This window comes from Trichocoleus sp. FACHB-90 (genome assembly GCF_014695505.1).
Lineage (GTDB): Bacteria > Cyanobacteriota > Cyanobacteriia > Cyanobacteriales > FACHB-T130 > Funiculus > Funiculus sociatus.
This window is the reverse complement of the sequence record NZ_JACJOK010000028.1, coordinates 68,376-86,467: the sequence shown is the minus strand read 5'-3', so window position 1 is coordinate 86,467 and position 18,092 is coordinate 68,376. Positions and strand designations below refer to the sequence as shown.

The 18,092-nt window shown below is 45.4% G+C and carries 17 protein-coding genes; 7 read left to right on the top strand and 10 right to left on the bottom strand.

Going from position 1 to position 18,092, the window contains the following annotated elements:
- Positions 1-291 precede the first annotated feature (291 nt).
- Together H6F74_RS08815 and pheS are read right to left on the bottom strand one after the other, a co-directional pair.
- Positions 292-1,329 carry a molybdopterin-dependent oxidoreductase gene (locus H6F74_RS08815; protein WP_190439239.1) on the bottom strand — a complete coding sequence of 346 codons (1,038 nt, stop codon included), beginning with the start codon at positions 1,327-1,329 and terminating at the stop codon, positions 292-294.
- 233 nt (positions 1,330-1,562) lie between these two features.
- Positions 1,563-2,567 carry a phenylalanine--tRNA ligase subunit alpha gene (pheS, locus tag H6F74_RS08810; RefSeq protein ID WP_190422289.1) on the bottom strand — a complete coding sequence of 335 codons (1,005 nt, stop codon included), beginning with the start codon at positions 2,565-2,567 and terminating at the stop codon, positions 1,563-1,565.
- 126 nt (positions 2,568-2,693) lie between these two features.
- Here pheS and surE point away from each other — a divergent pair, with 126 nt between their 5' ends.
- The 5 genes from surE to H6F74_RS08785 all read left to right on the top strand — a co-directional run bounded on the left by surE (position 2,694) and on the right by H6F74_RS08785 (position 7,798).
- Positions 2,694-3,491 (top strand): 5'/3'-nucleotidase SurE, encoded by a 798-nt coding sequence (gene surE, locus H6F74_RS08805; protein ID WP_190439236.1) that lies wholly within the window; start codon positions 2,694-2,696, stop codon positions 3,489-3,491.
- Positions 3,492-4,232: 741 nt separating this feature from the next.
- Positions 4,233-4,664 carry a hypothetical protein gene (locus tag H6F74_RS08800; RefSeq protein ID WP_206756295.1) on the top strand — a complete coding sequence of 144 codons (432 nt, stop codon included), beginning with the start codon at positions 4,233-4,235 and terminating at the stop codon, positions 4,662-4,664.
- Positions 4,636-5,106, top strand: a complete 471-nt coding sequence (locus H6F74_RS08795; RefSeq protein ID WP_190439230.1) for a hypothetical protein — start codon at positions 4,636-4,638, stop codon at positions 5,104-5,106. Before H6F74_RS08800 ends, H6F74_RS08795 begins: the two co-directional genes overlap by 29 nt.
- Positions 5,107-5,215: 109 nt before the next feature.
- Positions 5,216-6,988 (top strand): peptidoglycan DD-metalloendopeptidase family protein, encoded by a 1,773-nt coding sequence (locus H6F74_RS08790; protein ID WP_190439227.1) that lies wholly within the window; start codon positions 5,216-5,218, stop codon positions 6,986-6,988.
- Positions 6,989-7,096: 108 nt separating this feature from the next.
- Positions 7,097-7,798 (top strand): hypothetical protein, encoded by a 702-nt coding sequence (locus H6F74_RS08785; protein WP_190439224.1) that lies wholly within the window; start codon positions 7,097-7,099, stop codon positions 7,796-7,798.
- A gap of 122 nt (positions 7,799-7,920) precedes the next feature.
- On the opposite strand, the gene hflX is transcribed toward H6F74_RS08785, so the two are convergent.
- The 7 genes from hflX to H6F74_RS08750 all read right to left on the bottom strand — a co-directional run bounded on the left by hflX (position 7,921) and on the right by H6F74_RS08750 (position 13,313).
- Complete coding sequence (hflX, locus tag H6F74_RS08780; RefSeq protein ID WP_190439280.1) at positions 7,921-9,609, bottom strand: GTPase HflX; 1,689 nt, start codon at positions 9,607-9,609, stop codon at positions 7,921-7,923.
- Positions 9,610-9,704: 95 nt separating this feature from the next.
- Complete coding sequence (locus H6F74_RS08775; RefSeq protein WP_242021934.1) at positions 9,705-10,139, bottom strand: tetratricopeptide repeat protein; 435 nt, start codon at positions 10,137-10,139, stop codon at positions 9,705-9,707.
- Between the two features lie 274 nt (positions 10,140-10,413).
- Positions 10,414-10,683 carry a hypothetical protein gene (locus tag H6F74_RS08770; RefSeq protein ID WP_190439221.1) on the bottom strand — a complete coding sequence of 90 codons (270 nt, stop codon included), beginning with the start codon at positions 10,681-10,683 and terminating at the stop codon, positions 10,414-10,416.
- Positions 10,684-10,857: 174 nt separating this feature from the next.
- Positions 10,858-11,118: a type II toxin-antitoxin system RelE/ParE family toxin gene (locus H6F74_RS08765; protein WP_190439219.1), complete on the bottom strand. Its 261-nt coding sequence runs from the start codon at positions 11,116-11,118 to the stop codon at positions 10,858-10,860.
- A gap of 7 nt (positions 11,119-11,125) precedes the next feature.
- Complete coding sequence (locus H6F74_RS08760) at positions 11,126-12,049, bottom strand: tetratricopeptide repeat protein (RefSeq protein ID WP_199301008.1); 924 nt, start codon at positions 12,047-12,049, stop codon at positions 11,126-11,128.
- A 44-nt stretch (positions 12,050-12,093) separates the two neighbouring features.
- Positions 12,094-13,086 (bottom strand): 7,8-didemethyl-8-hydroxy-5-deazariboflavin synthase subunit CofG, encoded by a 993-nt coding sequence (cofG, locus tag H6F74_RS08755; protein ID WP_190439216.1) that lies wholly within the window; start codon positions 13,084-13,086, stop codon positions 12,094-12,096.
- An 83-nt stretch (positions 13,087-13,169) separates the two neighbouring features.
- Positions 13,170-13,313, bottom strand: a complete 144-nt coding sequence (locus H6F74_RS08750) for a hypothetical protein (protein WP_190439214.1) — start codon at positions 13,311-13,313, stop codon at positions 13,170-13,172.
- Here H6F74_RS08750 and H6F74_RS08745 point away from each other — a divergent pair.
- Positions 13,312-16,218, top strand: coding sequence for a glycerol-3-phosphate acyltransferase (locus H6F74_RS08745; protein ID WP_190439211.1), 2,907 nt, complete (start codon positions 13,312-13,314; stop codon positions 16,216-16,218). The two genes, H6F74_RS08750 and H6F74_RS08745, sit on opposite strands and share 2 nt — an antisense overlap.
- A gap of 333 nt (positions 16,219-16,551) precedes the next feature.
- Positions 16,552-16,947 carry a hypothetical protein gene (locus tag H6F74_RS08735; protein WP_190439205.1) on the top strand — a complete coding sequence of 132 codons (396 nt, stop codon included), beginning with the start codon at positions 16,552-16,554 and terminating at the stop codon, positions 16,945-16,947.
- 35 nt (positions 16,948-16,982) lie between these two features.
- Here H6F74_RS08735 and H6F74_RS08730 read toward each other — a convergent pair whose 3' ends face one another.
- Positions 16,983-17,774, bottom strand: a complete 792-nt coding sequence (locus H6F74_RS08730) for a Uma2 family endonuclease (protein WP_190439201.1) — start codon at positions 17,772-17,774, stop codon at positions 16,983-16,985.
- Between the last annotated feature and the right edge of the window lie 318 nt (positions 17,775-18,092).

The window sequence follows — 18,092 nt, the reverse complement described above, 5'->3', positions numbered from 1 at the left end:
CGCTCTGATTTTCCGGATAACTATTAAGTATAAATACTCAATAGTTTAGTTGGGGATTCTCTTCTACGCTTGGAGCCGCTGTCTATGTGCCAGTTGCGGGTGCGGAATGTGGGTTTAATGGGTAAAAGCTACCTTTTGTAGAAAATAGTTTCCGCCAATTCAGCAGGCTCCATAAAGGGGAAAAAGAGAATTTCATAAATGAATTAGGATTGCTATTTAGTCGGTACAATCTAGTTAACATCTATCAGAGTTTTAGCTTATGGGGTGGCCATAGTTCGGTGTTAATTCCTATTAGGGATAAAAACCTTCTAATAAAGTCACCCATCGCTGTCTACTCAAAGGGCGCGAAAACCCCGTCCTTACTTGACACTCAGAACTAAAAGCTAGTGTCAATGGCCCGCCCATTTTTGCGGGGATCGGTTCTTTGTCATTGCCCCATCTGGTCGCCGCCAGAATGTCACACTCCCGCAAATCGTTTGCTGCCAAGCGGACTGGATTGGAGGGGTCATGGTAAATTGGTGCCTTCCCGCGAACTACAATTTCTCCATTGGCGGGCAGCTGGATACCTGCGAAGGCTAGAACATCGCGTACACGCACCCCGTGAAGTTTGACTTTGCCGCTGGGCCAACCCATTCTGTAGCCGACATTTTCCAAAATTGTAACTTGGGGAAGTTTATCAAGATCGGCTAAGTCTAGTTCGCGCGTTCCTACACGTAATTTTACTGGTTCAGTACCAATTATCATGTGGGTAACGTAAAACGCCCAGGATAATTCGTTATACTTTTTTTTCAAATTAGGGTATTGTGTATGCGGAATGACTAAATAAATAGGGCCACCTTGATCGCGGGGAATTGGTTTACCATTTCTAGCGATCGCTAAAGTAATCGGGTAGGCAAGCAAATCTTTCACGCTGATCGTTGCTTGGTAGCCGTCAAAGCAGACAAAAGTAATATTTGTAATATCCGACGCGATCGCTAACTTTTTCAATAGTGTAGATACACGGATGCCGCGAAAGTCGAAAATCTCTTCTAGGTTGAGTACGGCATTGGGATCTGTAGTTTTTACATGATTTGTTGCCAATGCCTGTAACTGTTGCCAGCTCAATGTTACGGCTTTGCCCTTGGTAACTTGCCCCTCAATAACCAGATTCCACTCCTCCGGTGAAGTGTTGGTATTGGCTTTCACCATCTGGGCGTTGAGAGCGATCGCTTCAGTTCGCCATTCCTCCAGCTGCTTATCCGTTGGCTGATTTGTACAAGCTCCAAGGCAGACAATACTTGTCACTAGCGATACTAGAGGCAAATTTTTCCCTACTGGATTCACCCGCATTTAAAGAATACTTCTTTAGGTAGTTTACCGAAAAGCGATCGCTACTGTACTGAGAGCGACTTAATTCTTTTTAACACAGTTATCTCGATTCATCCGGGAAAATACCAAGTCAGTAAGCTATTTAGAATATCCTCTTTCTGAGGAATAAAAGGGGTAGGAGGTAGAGGTAAGGGAAAAACTTTAGAACTATAAGTTTTATCCTTCTTACTACCTACCACCTACCACCAAATTTCTTAAAACTGACGCAAAAAGCGCAAATCACTGCTGTACATTCGACGCACATCATCAATTTGATGCAGCACCATTGCAAAACGCTCAGCACCGAAACCAGCGGCAAACCCAGTATAAACTTCTGGATCGTAACCCACCTTCTTCAGCACATTGGGGTCAACCATACCGCAGCCCATCACTTCTAACCAGCGTCCCTGCCATTGCACATCGACTTCCGCAGAAGGTTCGGTGAATGGGAAATAACTGCCCCGGAAACGAATCGGTAACTCAGCACCAAACATCTCCTCTAAAAACACCTTAATAGTGCCTTTAAGGTCTGTAAAAGTTAGCCCCTGATCAACTGCCAAAATTTCTACTTGATGGAAGACTGCCGAATGGGTAGCATCTACCGTATCTCGTCGGTAACAGCGTCCTGGTGCCACAATCCTGATTGGCGGCTCATTTTCTTCCATGTAGCGAATCTGCACCGAAGAAGTATGCGTCCGCAGCAGATTGCCATCCGGCAGGTAGAAGGTATCCTGCATATCGCGGGCGGGGTGGTCTGCGGGAGTGTTCAGTGCCTCAAAATTGTAGTAGTCTGTCTCCATCTCCGGCCCTTGGGCAACGGTGTAGCCAAGACCAACGAAGATATCTACAATGCGGTCAATTGTGCTGTTGAGCGGGTGCTTGCGACCGAGAGGGCGGTAAACTCCTGGCATAGTAACATCCAGGGTTTCCGATTCCAATGCGGCTTGGATTTGGGCTTCCTGCAAGGTTGTCCGCTTGCGATCCAGGTCATTTTGCAGCGCTTCTTTGACTTCGTTTGCTAAAGCACCAATCCGGGGGCGATCGCTTGCGTCTAGTTTACCCAAACCCCCTAATACTTTGGACAGCTGCCCTTTCTTACCCAGGTAGCCGACTCGAAGTTCCTCTAGTTGTGCAAGAGTAGAAGCAGCAGCGATCGCATTCGTCGCATCCTGTTTAAGCGCGGCTAGTTGAGCCTCAAGCTCCGAAAGCGTAGTGGTCATTTTCTACAGACAGTCTTCAGTTTGGCATCTTTAGCTTGAGTTTAACGCGATTTGACTCATTCATCTCCATTCATCTATTACAAGCTGCGGTGCAAAATAGAATTTGACTCCTCCTGTAGTAAGTTAATGAAACTGTTAATCAGCAACGATGATGGCATCTTCGCCTTGGGCATTCGCAATCTCGCCAATACCCTCGCCGAAGCCGGACACGATGTCACCGTAGTATGCCCCGACCGGGAACGGTCTGCCACTGGTCACGGTCTTACCCTGCACGACCCCATCCGCGCTGAAGTCGTCGAGTCGATTTTTCACCCCACAGTCAAAGCCTGGTCTTGTTCGGGAACTCCCTCGGACTGCGTAAAACTGGCGCTAGGTGCTTTGCTCGATGCACCCCCCGATTTTGTCTTATCTGGCATTAACCACGGTTCTAACCTTGGCACTGATGTCCTATACTCAGGAACAGTTTCAGCGGCGATGGAAGGCGTAATAGAGGGAATTCCCAGCATCGCTTTTAGTCTGACAAGTTACACCTCAAGAGAGTTTCAAACCGCTGCCAAATTTGCCAAAATCTTCATGGATAAGTTGAGCTTGCAGCCGCTACCAGAGGCGATGTTACTCAACGTCAATGTGCCGCCTGTGAAATGGGAAGATATTGCTGGTGTCGCCCTGACTCGTCAAGGGATTCGTCGCTATTTTGATATTTTTCAAAAGCGGGTAGATCCACGGGGCAAAACTTACTATTGGTTAGCTGGTGAAGCTTTGGAAGAAGTTGAACAACCTGAAAATCCGCTTTTACCCAGTCACATAGAAACCGATGTGCAGGCAATTCGGAAAAACTACATTACCGTAACGCCCTTGCAATATAACCTCACCTATGCTGCTGGAGTTCGCAGTTTGCAGGAATTCAAGATTTTTGAGCTTTGAGGAACTTTGTCCACTCTCACCCGCAACTCCGATCCGATCAAGCGGTTTCAGAGATTATCCTCGTTGCCAGTCAGCGGCTGGAAGGGGCAACCATTTTTTCTTTTGCCTTTTTTGGTGCGGTTATCACGCTAAATTTTTAGTACATTTGTACTAAAAATAGTAGTACACTGTAGTCAAGGAGTTGCAGTCAAAGACACGCAAGTGTATCGCCTGTGGTGGGAGGGAGAAGGGAAAGGAAACCCTGCTTCGACAAAAAGTGAGAATGGGTACATGGGTACTCAGCTTATTTGATTTTACTCAGGCCTTATAGCAATTCAAGGGTTGGGTGCGATACATCTGTAAGGGCATGGCATTGCCATGTCCCTATCAAGGTGGCGAAAACAAAACAACCGCGATATATTCCACCCAGCCCAGAAACGCGATATTTACTGACACAACGGCTGCAAACCCCTACAGCTTAACCGTTTGTCAGCCTTTTGAAAAAGCTTTCACGTACAAGCAAATAGCACTCGCTTTCATCGGGTGTAACTGATCCCCATCTCTTTAGAGCGATATTCCCGATTGTATCAACTAGGAATTACTGCCTAGCTTTATTACAAGTAATTGACAGGAACAGCGTAGTAAGAAGTCCGAGGCGAAGCGATCGCATTCCAAATAAATATTCTTCCAAAAAACTAAATAAACCACATCTTTCTAAGAGCAGCCAGCCTGCCAAAGTCCTGTATTACCCAACAATGAGCCATGAAGGAGGTAAAGAAGATGATGAAGGAGTTTAAAGCCCCATCTCTCGTGCTGCAATATCTGCTGGCAGGTTGCTGTCTGTTAGCCAGTGGCTACCTGTTAGCCGCTCTCAACTTGCCTTTCAATCTGACCTCGGCACTTAAGGAACGGCAATCAGTACGTAGCCCCACCGCCTGCACAGAGATTGTAAAGCCGAAGGCGACGCTATCGCGATCGCAATTAGCACGACTCTTAACAGTACCTGAGCGCAGCTCTCGGCGCAACGTGCAACAAATCGTGAAGGAGCCTTATTGCCGCTTGCCGAATGTGAGCATTCGAGCGGGAGCCAAAACCGAGCGCGAAATTCACCCTTTGGCGTTCGATCCGCAAACATCGCTAGTCGTTCTTTATGAAGGAGAAACCTATGTGGGATATGGTTTTAAACGTCCTTAAAGACGAAAGGGCGATCGCATTCTCAATAGTGCTACTGGCAACTTTTGGCTGTACCGCCTCAACTACAGAATCCCCCAGAGACATCCAGCTGTCCCAGAAGTGGGAACTGCAACCGGGGGATGTGGTGGCGGGTCGTCAGGTGCTGGGCGGTCTTGGTGACATCTCACTCGCCTTGAAGGGCGATGCTATTTATGCGCCGTTTGATGGTCGGGTGCAGCCGCACAAACCAAATTGCGTAATTTTCTCTAGCGAGGAGATGCCCGTTTACCTGTTCCGACTCTGCGGACTAAACCAGCAAAATTTTGGATTTCGGCGTGCTGGTCAAGCCCTCGGTACTGGTGACGAATTGCGCTTGGCTCTGCTTACTAAACAGCCTGATGGCCGCTGGGCGATAGTTGAGCCTTCCAAAAAGATTATCGAAAAAATGTTACAGCCATCCTAAAAGTACCCATTTGTTACCTAGCACACAAACAAAGCCTGCTCTCGTCAGGCTTCGTTTGTTCGCCCTTGACTTTAGTCGTCCGCCGTTTTTACGACCAAAGGACAAAACCATGAAACTTAAGCTGATCAAAATTATTGCCAGTTTTCTAATGCTGGTCTTGGGAAGCCAATCGGCTCTAGCCGATGAAGTTGTGTTAGATTTTTCTGAGCCAGATGCAGTTGTGCTTGCCACTCCTAAAGCTGCACCGAGTGCATCTAGCCAAGAGGCTCTTCCCCATAGTCCTAACCCGGTGGGAGAGAATTCAACTAACCTGTTTTCTGCCCCACAAAACCTTAGTAAAACAGGAATTTCAGAGAAAGGGTCGCTTTTTGAGAGCCGTGCTAACCCATCTCCTCCCGATCCTGTCGAGCTAAAATTCGAGGTGGAACCTGCTGCGCCTTCACCGAAAGTTATCCCAAAACCTGAGAAACCATCAGTCAAAACTGACACTCAAAAGCAGCGATTCTCAACTTCCGCCGCCGTACTATTTGCCAATCGGAAATCCCCAGGAAGTATCGCAGTGGGAGCAGCAGAAGGCAACCTCACCCCTTCTGGAAAAGCCACATCACTGTATTCTGGTCATACAGATCCAGGCAACCACGTTGTAAATAGAGGCTTTTGCAGCTGGAACCGCGCCAAGAATCTAACTGTACAACAAGCCGATCGGCGTTGTCTAAAGGCACTGCAACGTCAATCAGCTAAGACAGAGCGATCGCTTTTCCGTGTAGGTATCGACCCAAAGATTGACTACCATGCCTTAGTCAACGGAACTGATTTGTGGAATCAATCCAACTCCGCTGGCCCCAGATTTGCTCGTGCGTACCAGAAAGCTTTGAAAAAAGGACTCACGGGGAAGAAAGCTTTAGTTAATGCGCGAGTCGAAGCATTTCGCAATCCAGCCGGAAAGCTAGATGCAAGTGGACTATTTGGTATCTGTGTCAGAGAGTCTTATTATAAGAACAAACTGCGCGGATATAGACCTCACTCAGAATCTTGGCGCTGGAGTTGCATTGCCCTCGATCAAGGACGACGAGTTGGGATAGTAAGGAAAGCCTTAAAAAGCAACATTGAAGCGATCGCGCAAGTAGAAAGCGATACCCAGGCGCATAGGCGCACAGGCGAACAGGAAACGTTTTCCAAATCCCCAATCCCCACAGACGCTCCTGTTCCCGATGAGAATCAGCTAGATTTCACCGTTCCTGACACCGGAAATTCTACTCAAAGCGTACCCGAAAGCCGAAACAAGTCAGAGCCAGGATCGCCATTACCTGATCCTATAGGGTTAGACTTTGAACCAATAACAGAGCAAGTGAGCATCGTACCAACTCAACCCACTATTCCTGAGTCAGTTACGGATGATTCACCCAATTTAAGAAAGACACCCAAAATTGGCGATAAAGTTGCAGGATACAGAGTGACATCCCGTTACGGAAAGCGGATTAATCCGATTAGTGGGCGATCGCATTTTCATGGTGGTGTAGACTTGGCAACTCCCAGGAACACCAACATCTACGCTATTGGCAAACTTGGAACTAAGACAACTTTGAAATGTTGGGAAGACATCAAAGGCGGAGGATTGGTAGCGACGATGACAACTCCCAGTTTCCCGTCAAGGAAGTTTGACGCTCTGCACTTAGCTTGGTGCAAAGCGATCGCAAATGGCCCCAAGATTAAGGTAGATGCTGGGTCAATTGTCGGCGGTACTGGTAACACCGGACACAGCACTGGCCCTCATCTACATTTCCAGGTGCGCGATGCTGAAACAAGCAAGAAAATTTCTCCATCCAAAAGACAAATTTCCTGGGTTTTAACCGGAAAGCAACCTAGATTATCGGTAGATTAATACCATTCCCCTAATTTCTAAGACCGCCTTAGCGGTCTTAGTTTATGCGGTTGCGACTTTAGTCGTCAGGCGTTTTTACTAACTTGTTCCCATTCTTAAATGATTGGTATGAATATCATGAAAAATTTCAAATTAATTCAAGTAATAGGAATCTGCCTTTTACTAGGGCTTGCTAATAGTTGTTCTTCAGATAATCTCTCTAAAGCCCCAGTGGAATCTCCAGCTTCTCCGAATGTTGCCGAGCAACCTGTTGTGACGGAGAAAGAAAATACAGATAAGAAAGGCGGAAGTGATGAACAAGAAGCTGCGCGTGATATAACTTACAACCCTACAACACCTGAAGATAATGATGCTGTTAAAGATCAGAAGTCATTTATTGCACATATTAGGTATGTAAATATTCCTTATTGGGTTAGGAAGTCCTTCTTTGATAAAGGTCTAAACAAAAGTTATAATTTTCATTTTAGAGATATCCGACAGTTATATTTGCGGGGTGACTTTAACGGAGATAATAAAATAGATATTGCTCTAATGCTTGCAGAAAAAAAGCCTCAAGGTGAAACACAGTTTTTTAATCGGGCGATGGCAATTTTTCATGGTGGAACCCAAGAAGTTATTTTAATCGACAAAGAGCTTGGTGCTGATGATGTTTGGGAAGTTATTCCAAGAGCTGAGGCTGCTAAATATAATGCTTCGATTCCCTCGTCTTGGAAACAAGGAGAGGGGATTTCTCTCTCCAAAGCAGCGTCATCGAGTAGATTATTCTATTGGGATGGCAAGCAATACCCTTATTATGCAACCAGTGATTAAGGTTTAACTTAAGAGGGCATTTAATCCCATTTTATTTTCTTAAGGCTAAGCATTTGATACCCCCAGCCCCCCTTTTTAAGGGGGGCTATTGTTAAGTATTTTGTGTATGAGAACCCAGCGGCTTAACCGGGGGCGATCGCATAGTGAACCAGTTGGCTGATGCGGTGACGCAAAGTTTCTAAGCCCAGGCGATCGCTTGCGGAAATAAACACCGCTTGGGGAAACTCCTCTTTTGCCAGTACCAGAGTATCGCCATCCACTTGATCCATCTTGTTAAAAACAATCAACGATGGCCCCGGCGTTACTGGCATTTCTGACAAAATCGCCATCACAGAACGAATCTGACTTTGCCAAGCTGGATGAGACAAATCCACCACATGAAGCAGCGCATCCGCTTCTGTCACCTCTTCCAATGTGGCACGGAAAGCATCCATCAAAGAAGGCGGTAACTCGTGAATAAATCCCACTGTGTCTGTAATCACAATCTGCTGCGCCTCGTCTGTCACCGCGTCGGGTATGACTAAACGCCGCGTAGTCGGGTCGAGAGTTGCAAACAACTGGTCTGCTGTGTAAACTTCAGCATTAGTTAGCACATTCAGCAACGTAGATTTACCAGCATTGGTATATCCAACTAAGGCAATTGAGGGAACATCCTGATGTTGCCGTTGTAAGCGTAACCGCGAACGGTGCGCTTGCAGCTGGTTCACTTGCTGTTGCAGTCTGGCAATGCGACGCTGAATTCCCCGGCGCTCAGTTTCTAACTTGGTTTCACCAGGCCCCCTAGTACCGATACCGCCGCCGAGTCGGGACATTGCTTGACCGCGACCAGTCAGGCGCGGCAGCATATATTCCATTTGCGCTAATTCTACCTGCAACTTACCAGCACCAGACTGAGCGCGTTGGGCAAAGATATCCAAAATCACTTCAGTCCGGTCTACCACACGGATACCAGTCTGGGTTTCCAGATTGCGGACTTGTGCGGGTGAGAGGTCGCGGTCAAAGACGATCAGGTTAACTCCCAGTGTTTGTGCAGTCAGGGCAATTTCTTGCACCTTACCTTCCCCAACCACGGTCTGGGGATGGGGACGGGGACGTTTTTGCTGCATTGTTTCCAACACTTGTCCCCCAGCGGTATCTACTAACCGCGCCAATTCTTCCAATCCATCTTGGAATTGCAGGGGTGTCATGTCTTGAGTCATCAACCCCACCAGGAGGACGCGATCGCGATCGCTGTCTACTTGCTTGGCAACAAATTCTCGCTGAAACTCGGCTTCTAGTCCATCCACCAGTTCCAGAAAATCCTGGTTACTCAGCGCATCCAGGCTCATCGGTGGCGACAGATTCCAAATTGCTTCCGGATGAGGAACTAGGTGAGCTAGATAAGTTTCTTTGATGTAACCTGTGGCTCCCCCACCGCGTCGCTCAAACCCTCCGCCAGTCAGCGATAGCACTGCCAGCACGTCTAGCCGCTGCATTGCCATTGCGGTCAATGCAGCTTCACTCGGTGCTTCTGATTTCAGTTGAGTAGATATGCAGCGAATACCACTGAGTCGTTCTGCACCGTAACGAGGTAATTCTAGAGCGGGAATCTGCGTTTGTCTGGGGGTTCCCACTCCCACGCGAATCACCTGTCCCCGGCGATTAATGTATACGGATACAGGCTGATTGATTTCGGTGCTAATTGCTGCCAACCGCTGGGCGAATTCTGCTGTCGTAATGTGATCGCCTGGTAGCCGCTGATGGTAAAGTTTCTCTAGCTGCTTCAGCTGGCTGGACTTTAAACCTTGAAGATTACCGTAGATAGTTTCGATAGGCGTTTTGTGCCAGATAACCTGGCTCCTGAATTCTATAAATTTATTTTACTAATTTCCTGCTGCAAGGGAGAGGGGAAAATACCCATTCCCGATTACCAATTACCCACTTTCTCAATTAGTCTTTGCCAAAGGGATGTCTTTTTGATTCCCAAAGCTTTGTCATAGCTGGCGTAAGCTTCTTTGTAACGCCCCAACCCATGTAGCGCTGCGCCTCGGAACATCCAAGCTTCTTTATCTTCTGGTGCAATGTCTAAAGCTTTGTCACAACTTGTTAACGCTTCTTCATAGCGTTTGAGGTGAATTAACACCACGCCTCGGAACGTCCAAGCTGCTTGATTTTTTGGGGCAAGTTTTATAGCTTTGTCAAAGCAAACCAGTGCTTCTTCGTTGCGTTTTAAGTTAGCCAGCGCTTCGCCACGACGGTACCAGATTTCGTGGTCGTCGGAGTCGATTCCCAGCGGTTGCTCGTAGCGCCCTAATCTACGCATAGGTATTTTTACGTCAGTAAACTTGGCTTCAGAAGACATTAGTCTATTTTACGATGGGTTTTTCCTCTGGGATCGTTATGTTAAGGGATGCGAAGTAGAGGATGGGTGCGGATGCGTAGGACGGAGTCCGAGGCGAAGCCATCGCGCTTTGTGGTGCGTGAGAATGCGATCGCGCTTATCTACCTTTTGCCAGTGGCTACTTTGCCATCAGCCTAAGTCAGGAAATTAAACATTTCAATGAGAATTTATATACTTCCTATTAGTTGATTCAACCATTAATTTGGTTAGCTAACCTACTAATAATGCAAACAAACTAGACGATTGCACGAACTAGACGTATTAAGAAAGCTCCGATTATGCCCTTGACTAAAAACACTATCCAATCATTAGGTTGTTGAAAAGTTTCTGAGGCAACCTTATATCCAATTCCTGCCATTGCTACTAAAATCAAGAGCCTACCAAAATCCACTATTAATTGATTACGCTTATTACTAATTTTTAATCGTCTATAAAAATTGGTTGTATCTACAATCAAAAAATAACCTATAGCTGAAAAAACTATTAATCCTACTAAATATTTCATAAAATACTATATCCTTTGAAATTGTCAATTTGTAGCATTTCTTATTGAAGATAATTATAAAGACAAATTTTAAATGTTATTCCTGAGTTGGTGGAGTGCGCGATCGCTTGTGGGCGAGTGAGGATGCGATCGCTATATCATTCTCTCAGCCACTCGCATAAGTTTAATATCAAGTCATTCGTAAATATTTTTTCGGTGTCCAACTTTGACGATGACAATAACGAGCCTATCTACTTCTAGCCGATAAATTACTCGGTAATCTCCCACACGTATACGCAAACGCCCCCCACCATTTTTTAGCGCCTTGACATCAGGAGGATAGGGATTTGTCTTGAGTTTATCAATCCTAGCTGCAATTCGCTGCTGTACTTCTACAGGAAGTTTAGCTAGTTCCTTTCCGGCTGTACGCAGAAATTCAATGCTATAGTCTGCCATTGATATGTTACAGCCCTAACTCTTGTTTGACCTGCTCCCAAGAAATCCGCTCTCGGTTTTCTGGGTCTGCCTCGGCTTCAAGTGCATCCTGCAAATCCAAATAATCCTCTAAATCCTCAGGATCTTCGTACTTATCTACTTCTCTTTCTTCCCAATCACTTTCCTCCTGAATCAAAGCCTTAAAACGCTCATTATCTCGAATGCCGTCAAAATCTGAGTCATTTCTTGCGATCTCCAGGCATTTATCAGGACTCAAGTTAATGGCTTGTTGCAAGTTCTCAATTGCTTGCTCAACATTACCCTGTAAGGCATAACAGCAAGCCTTGTTATACCAAGCTTCGTAGAACTCTGGTTTAAATCCAAGAGCTTTGTCATAACTAGCGATCGCTTCATCTAAGCGTCTTAGATTAAACAGCGCAATTCCCCGGTTGTACCATCCTTGATAAAAGTCTGCTTTTTCCAAGGCTTTTTCGTAGCTTGCGATCGCTTCTTGATAGCGTCTTAATTTGTTCAGTAAAGCACCTCGATTATTCCAAGCTTCGTGGTCATCGGGTTTGATTTCTATAGCATTATCGAAACTAGCTATCGCTTCCTCGTAGCGTCCTAAACTCCGCAGTGCATTGCCCCGCTTATTCCAAGCTTCGTGGTCATCGGGTTTGATTTTTATAGCATTGTCGAAACTAGCGATCGCTTCCTCGTAGCGTCCTAGAATAAACAGCGCAATGCCTCGGTTGTTCCAAGCTTCATATAAATTTGGTCTAATTTCTAAAGCTTGCTCGTAGCTGGTGATCGCTTCATCTAAACGTTCTAACATAAACAGCTCATTGCCCCTGTTGTACGAAGCGTTGTCTGTGTCGGGTTCGTTTTTAAGAAGTTTATTTAATTTAGCGATGTTCGCTTCTTTGTCGCTTTCTAAAATTTCTGTAATCATTGGAGTATGTCTTCCATACGATTTTTTACATCGGCACATCAACGTTAATTTGATAGCTTGTATTTCAGGCTGTCTTCTAATAAGATAGCACTCCGCCACCGATTAACAGCTTCCTTTAACCTAGCCGACAACCAATTATCGTACTGACGATAAACAGGCAATCGAGGCACTAATTCCCAACCCGCAGGTTCTAGAATGTCTCTTAATTGCTGATGCTGAATATGAGGATAATCGGGATTAACTTCGTCTTTTGGCCCAATTCCTCCTAAATCTCTCGCGCCAGCTTCTATACAGGCGAGTAACCAACTTGAATCTGTAACTAAATTGGGGGGAATTTGGATGGTAATATCTGCTGGCAGAATTTGACGCGCTTTCGCAATGACTTCTGGTAATTGATGCGGGTTAAAAGGTGGTGCGTCGAAAGTTTGTTGAGCGCCGGGGCTGTGGGGTTGTAAGATTACTTCTTGAATATGATTGTAGCGTTGATGTAGTTGCGCGATCGCATCCAAGGTTTCCCACCAATGGGTTGAACTTTCCCCAATCCCTAAAAGCAACCCTGTTGTAAAGGGAATTTGCAACTTTCCTGCCCATTCCAATTGTTGCAGCCGTAATTGTGGAACTTTACTAGGGGCGTGTTTGTGAACAGTCTGCAAAAGTTGCGGCGTTAATTGTTCCAACATTAAGCCCATCGAAACATTAACTTCTTTCAACTTAGCCATTTCCGCAAAGCTCAATGGCCCTGCATTCGTGTGAGGCAAAAACCCCATTGATAATGCTAAATCGCACAAGTCATAAATCAACTGAAACCAAGACTCTCGACGTGAGGATTGGGGATGTACTTCACCGCTTAAAATTAAGATTTCACAAACTTCTTGACTTTGTAACCGTTTTAATATTTTCTCTGCTTCTTGTAGAGTCAGCCAGGGACTTTTACCCGGCTCAATGCGAAAGTTGCAGTAAGTACAGCGATTAAAACATTCGTAAGTGGGGACAACAGTGTAAGCGGGGCTATACGTGACAACGCGGGAAAGTGACATAAGTTAGATTTTTATAACGCAAAGGAACGCAAAGGGACGCAGAGGAAGAAGTATGATTTCTAGCCTGTGTAGACAGGCTTTGTTTATATAGCCGCGACTACCCTTCGGGAAGGCGAAGCGCCTACAGTCGTCCGGCTTATTTTAATTTGCGCGATCGCTTGGAGCGTACCTTGGCGTTGAAAAACACTACTACAATTCAGGTGAGTGGTTATTACAACGGAAATCATGACGCTGACTCAAGTTTGGGGAGCGCTACTTATCTTTATTGTCTGTCCTCTACTAGGAGGATTGCCGCTAACTGCCTGGATTGTTCGCGCATTGTCTGGAAGGCAACTGTCAAGACTCGGCACGAGGAACGTGTCAGTCTCGGCGGCTTTTTATCATGGGGGGCGGCTGGCGGGGATTCTAGCGGTGTTGTCGGAGGCTTTGAAAGGCATTGCCGCAGTATTGCTAGCTCGTGCCTTCTTTGAGACTGATCCAGCGTGGGAGCTAATCGCCCTAATTGCGCTGGTGATGGGGCGTTATTGGATGGCGCGGGGTGCTGGGACAACAAATGTGGTGTGGGGTTATGTAGTGCATGACCCGGTGGTGTCGGTCTTGGTATTTATAATTGGGGGAATTGGCTTTACACTGGTACGCGAGAGGAAGCTGGGGCGCATCTGGGTTTTGATTTTGTTACCCGTGCTGAAGCTACTTTTGCCGAATCGTACCACGGGGGAAGTTGTCGCCGCGATCGCTCTCAGTTCTATCATCGCCTGGATTTACCAAAATCTCCCCGATGACCTCGATCTTCCAGCTACGCAAGCACAAAATGGGAATAAAGCTGTGTTTCGTTTTTTCCGAGGTGATAAAGCTATCGTTTCTCTGGATAAACCGTTAGACGCAAACAAAGTCGGTCAGAAAGCCGCCACGTTATCCCAGTTGAAGCGTTGGGGTTATTCGGTGCCGATGGGTTGGGTTTTACCGCCAGGAGACGACCCGGCGCTGCTAATTGAGTATTTACAGCCTTCTGTTGCAGAACCTTTGGTAGTGCGTTCTAGTGCGGTGGGGGAAGATTCGGAACAATCTTCGGCGGCGGGACAATACGAAACAATATTAAATGTGACCAGTGGGGAAGCTTTGGAGGAAGCGATTACGCGCGTTCTAGCTTCTTACAATAATCCAGCTGCTGTCCAGTATAGACGCGATCGCGAAGCCTATGCGCGAAGCGCTCCTCGCGATTTGCCAGAATCCTCAATGTCGGTGCTGATTCAACAACAAATCCGGGGTGCTTTTTCTGGCGTTGCTTTCAGCCGCGATCCGATTTTCCAGCAAGGCGATGCTGTGGTAATTGAAGCATTACCGGGAGATGCTACGCAAGTTGTCTCTGGACAAGTTACACCAGAACAGTATCGGGTTTTTCTGGGTGATGTAGAAAATTTGGATGTAAATTCTCTAGAAGTTGAAGGTAGTGGTGATGTACCGCAGGGATTAATTCGGGAAGTCGCCTATTTAGCGCGTCAACTTGAGAGGCAATTTCACGGTATTCCGCAAGATATCGAATGGAGTTATGACGGACAAACGCTGTGGCTTTTACAATCGCGTTCTATCACTACTTTACAACCTATTTGGACGCGCAAAATTGCCGCTGAGGTGATTCCGGGAATAATTCGTCCTCTTACTTGGTCGATTAATCGTCCTTTGACCTGTGGAGTTTGGGGAGAAATTTTTACTTTAGTTTTGGGAGAAAGAGCGGCTGGTTTAGACTTTAATGAAACTGCTACTCTACACTTTTCCCACGCCTATTTTAATGCAACGCTGTTGGGTCAGATTTTCCTTCGGATGGGTTTACCGCCGGAAAGTTTGGAATTTTTAACTAGAGGTGCCAAATTTTCTAAGCCGCCTTTTAGTTCTACGGTGCAAAATGTGCCAGGTTTAATGCGGTTGCTTGGACGCGAATTGAGTTTAGAAAAAGATTTTGAACAAGACTATAAAAATTTATTTCTTCCGCTTCTAACTGTAGAAGCTACTTTAAATAACCAAGATGCGTTATTCCAACGGATTGAGAAACTTTTGGATGTGCTAAAAACTGCGACTTATTACAGCATTTTATCTCCTTTGAGTTTGGCAATCCGGCAGGGAGTTTGGAAAGTCAAAGATATTGATTTGGATAATAGTATAGCTCCGGAAGTTGCTTCTTTGCGATCGCTCCAAGAACTTGCACGGGAAGCCCGTAATTTGCTCCCATCTTCGCAATTATCCTCGGATTCGCCTTCTCTATTCGCAACGCTGGCTGAAATTCCCGATGGACAGACTATTTTGGAACGATTCGATCAATGGCTTGATCGTTACGGTTATTTGAGTGAGGTTGCGACAGATATCGCGGTTCCAACTTGGAAGGAAGATCCCCATGCGGCGCGAGAATTGTTTACTCAGTTTTTGGGAGAGAACGAACCGCCGAGGCGCAGAGAACGCAGAGAGAAAAGGGGATGGAAGGTTGATGTTGTGCAGCGGCGACTTGATTTGAAGGGAAAGGTTACTGAGGTTTATAGCCGTTTGTTGGCTGAGGTAAGATGGTGTTTTGTTGCTTTGGAGGAAATTTGGTTACGGTCGGGTTTACTATCTGAGTCTGGTGATATCTTTTTCCTAGAATTTGATGAGGTGCGGCGGATAATTGAAGGGGACAATAAAAGTTTAATTGAGCAAGTTTCGCAGTTGGTGGAAAAAAGGCGATCGCAACTTAAACAAGATAGTCAGCTTACTAATATTTCCCCCTTAGTTTACGGCAATGCGCCGCCAACTCTCAAGTTTATCCCTCAATCTTCAATTTCTACAAAGTTGTTGCAAGGAATTGGTGCTAGTCCCGGACAAGCTGAGGGAAAAGTGAAAGTTATCCGCAATTTACAAGCAATTTCTGATATTGACCGCGATACAATTCTAGTTGTACCTTACACCGATTCTGGTTGGGCGGCGCTATTATCTCGTGCTGGCGGTTTAATTGCAGAAGTAGGTGGGCGACTTTCTCACGGTGCAATTGTTGCGCGTGAATATGGTATCCCAGCAGTGATGGATATTCACAATGCTACTAGGCTATTACAAGATGGTCAGCGTGTTAGAATTGATGGTAAACAAGGAATTGTAGAAATTTTGTAAGTTCTAAAAATGAATTAATCCCTTAGCGAATTAATAAGAGTCAATATGATAAACTTTGGACTCAACATAGCCAGCCTTTTAGGCATCTTACTAGCACTTATAGGTATATTAATTATACCTTTAGGATTATCGCTCCGTAGACCCTTCAGAGTGGGGGATGTAATTCAAGATATAGTTTTTGCTGTAATATATTTATTGTCCGGTATCATATTCTTTTTCCAGGGATGGCGACTCGATCCGGTTTTACAATTTGGGCAATTGCTATTAACCATTTCTAGTATCTACTTGCTCATCAAAGATATCCTTCGTCATTCTTCAATTTCCAGAGGTTAAATGAACAATAGCGCTAAGTTTGCTCTCGCCATAATTTTAGGTTATTCCTTGTCCTGCACTCAAGCTACTGCTCAAGTAACTCCTAAAACAAACTGCCCTAATTCCGGAGGTCAGTGGTTAGTTCGGGCTAAAAACGTGAATCCAACTGTTCTTAAACGTCTAACCAGAGAGTATCCAAGTTTACGACTCAGCGAATGTTACTGGGAAGACACCACTTCCTATAGGAATGTGAATGGCATCCAAATCGGCCCATTTCCCACTCCACAAACAGCAGGAGTTTTTTACCAGTATCTTACTTCTTATGGGATGCGTTCGACAGATGTAACTATTGTCAATCCTCCCTCTAGACCACTTCCAACGGTAAAACCAACAGTACAACCAAACCAGACAAGATAGAAGGCAAAAGCTAATTGTAAAAAAACTATTAGCCATTAGCTAATTTCATCAGGGTTAATTCCTTGAGAACGCAAGTATTCGGCTAATTTATCTGCCCGTTGACGTTCTTGTTCAACTTTTTGGCGTTCTTGTTCAACTTTTTGGCGTTCTTGTTCAACTTTTTGGCGTTCTTGTTCTAATAATTCTTTCCCCCACAACAGCAAATTTTCCCCCTCATCCCACCAGCGCAACCAATAGCCTGTTCGTTCTTCTTTTTCCCCTCGCCAAACTCCCAAAAATAATCCCATGTCCGCTATCCAATGGCGACCTTCGGCGTTTGGTAATTCCAATTCATACCGTCCTGCTTCCAACTTATATACCTCCAGCAGTCCAGTTTCTTGGTCAAAAATTACATAGGTTGGGACTTGAAGTATTTGTTCGTAATAAAACCACTTACCAGGCGGGTAGGTGCGTTTAACTGAATATTCACCACCATCAGTTTCAGAGAGAAATTCCATGACGACGCTGGGTTTGTCGCCTTCTAGGTTGGGGGTATAGCTTTTGCGTTCTTTACCCACTTCTAGCACAGAAGGGACGTAAACCCAATCTGGCGCTTTTATTATCAAGTTCCCGTTAACAGTAGCACAAAGCCCAAAATTTGAGGCAATCAGCATTCCTGGCTTGATATACCCCATAAGTTCTAGAATTTCTCGGAGTGCGCCTGCAATCAGAGGTTGACCAGTATTTTCCACAGGTTTTTCTTCTAATTGAAAGTCGTCAGGCAACTTTTCCCAGGTGACGGTCAGCGTTGCCATTGGTTGGACAAGATAATCCTGAGTCGTGACCATGACTTTACTATCTGAAAGTTTTAAATGTCAAATAAACTTAGTTACTGGACTGCTTTGCAGCCTTGCATTAATTATCTACTATAATTCTTACAATCAACCCTGAACTAAAGTTCGAGGCTTGGTAGCTAAAGTTATCGTCAAGATTTTTGGGTAAATGTTTCAACTCATTTTAACGGGTTTAAGCTTTAAGAAGAAAAAGTTCTTTCAAGGTTGCCAGAAACCCACTAAATAGAAAACTCCCATTTTCTGAATTACTCAAAAAATGGGAGAATCATCTGTGCTATGAGAGCTGTTTAAAGCAGGTGTAGTGCTTCCACA

Excerpts from the sequence above, each read along its gene's own strand:
- H6F74_RS08815 (WP_190439239.1), bottom strand. The coding sequence starts at position 1,329 with ATGCGGGTGAATCCAGTAGGGAAAAATTTGCCTCTAGTATCGCTAGTG.
- pheS (WP_190422289.1), bottom strand. The coding sequence starts at position 2,567 with ATGACCACTACGCTTTCGGAGCTTGAGGCTCAACTAGCCGCGCTTAAA.
- surE (WP_190439236.1), top strand. The coding sequence starts at position 2,694 with ATGAAACTGTTAATCAGCAACGATGATGGCATCTTCGCCTTGGGCATT.
- H6F74_RS08800 (WP_206756295.1), top strand. The coding sequence starts at position 4,233 with ATGAAGGAGGTAAAGAAGATGATGAAGGAGTTTAAAGCCCCATCTCTC.
- H6F74_RS08795 (WP_190439230.1), top strand. The coding sequence starts at position 4,636 with ATGTGGGATATGGTTTTAAACGTCCTTAAAGACGAAAGGGCGATCGCA.
- H6F74_RS08790 (WP_190439227.1), top strand. The coding sequence starts at position 5,216 with ATGAAACTTAAGCTGATCAAAATTATTGCCAGTTTTCTAATGCTGGTC.
- H6F74_RS08785 (WP_190439224.1), top strand. The coding sequence starts at position 7,097 with ATGAATATCATGAAAAATTTCAAATTAATTCAAGTAATAGGAATCTGC.
- H6F74_RS08775 (WP_242021934.1), bottom strand. The coding sequence starts at position 10,139 with ATGTCTTCTGAAGCCAAGTTTACTGACGTAAAAATACCTATGCGTAGA.
- H6F74_RS08770 (WP_190439221.1), bottom strand. The coding sequence starts at position 10,683 with ATGAAATATTTAGTAGGATTAATAGTTTTTTCAGCTATAGGTTATTTT.
- H6F74_RS08765 (WP_190439219.1), bottom strand. The coding sequence starts at position 11,118 with ATGGCAGACTATAGCATTGAATTTCTGCGTACAGCCGGAAAGGAACTA.
- H6F74_RS08760 (WP_199301008.1), bottom strand. The coding sequence starts at position 12,049 with ATGATTACAGAAATTTTAGAAAGCGACAAAGAAGCGAACATCGCTAAA.
- cofG (WP_190439216.1), bottom strand. The coding sequence starts at position 13,086 with ATGTCACTTTCCCGCGTTGTCACGTATAGCCCCGCTTACACTGTTGTC.
- H6F74_RS08745 (WP_190439211.1), top strand. The coding sequence starts at position 13,312 with ATGACGCTGACTCAAGTTTGGGGAGCGCTACTTATCTTTATTGTCTGT.
- H6F74_RS08750 (WP_190439214.1), bottom strand. The coding sequence starts at position 13,313 with ATGATTTCCGTTGTAATAACCACTCACCTGAATTGTAGTAGTGTTTTT.
- H6F74_RS08735 (WP_190439205.1), top strand. The coding sequence starts at position 16,552 with ATGAACAATAGCGCTAAGTTTGCTCTCGCCATAATTTTAGGTTATTCC.
- H6F74_RS08730 (WP_190439201.1), bottom strand. The coding sequence starts at position 17,774 with ATGGTCACGACTCAGGATTATCTTGTCCAACCAATGGCAACGCTGACC.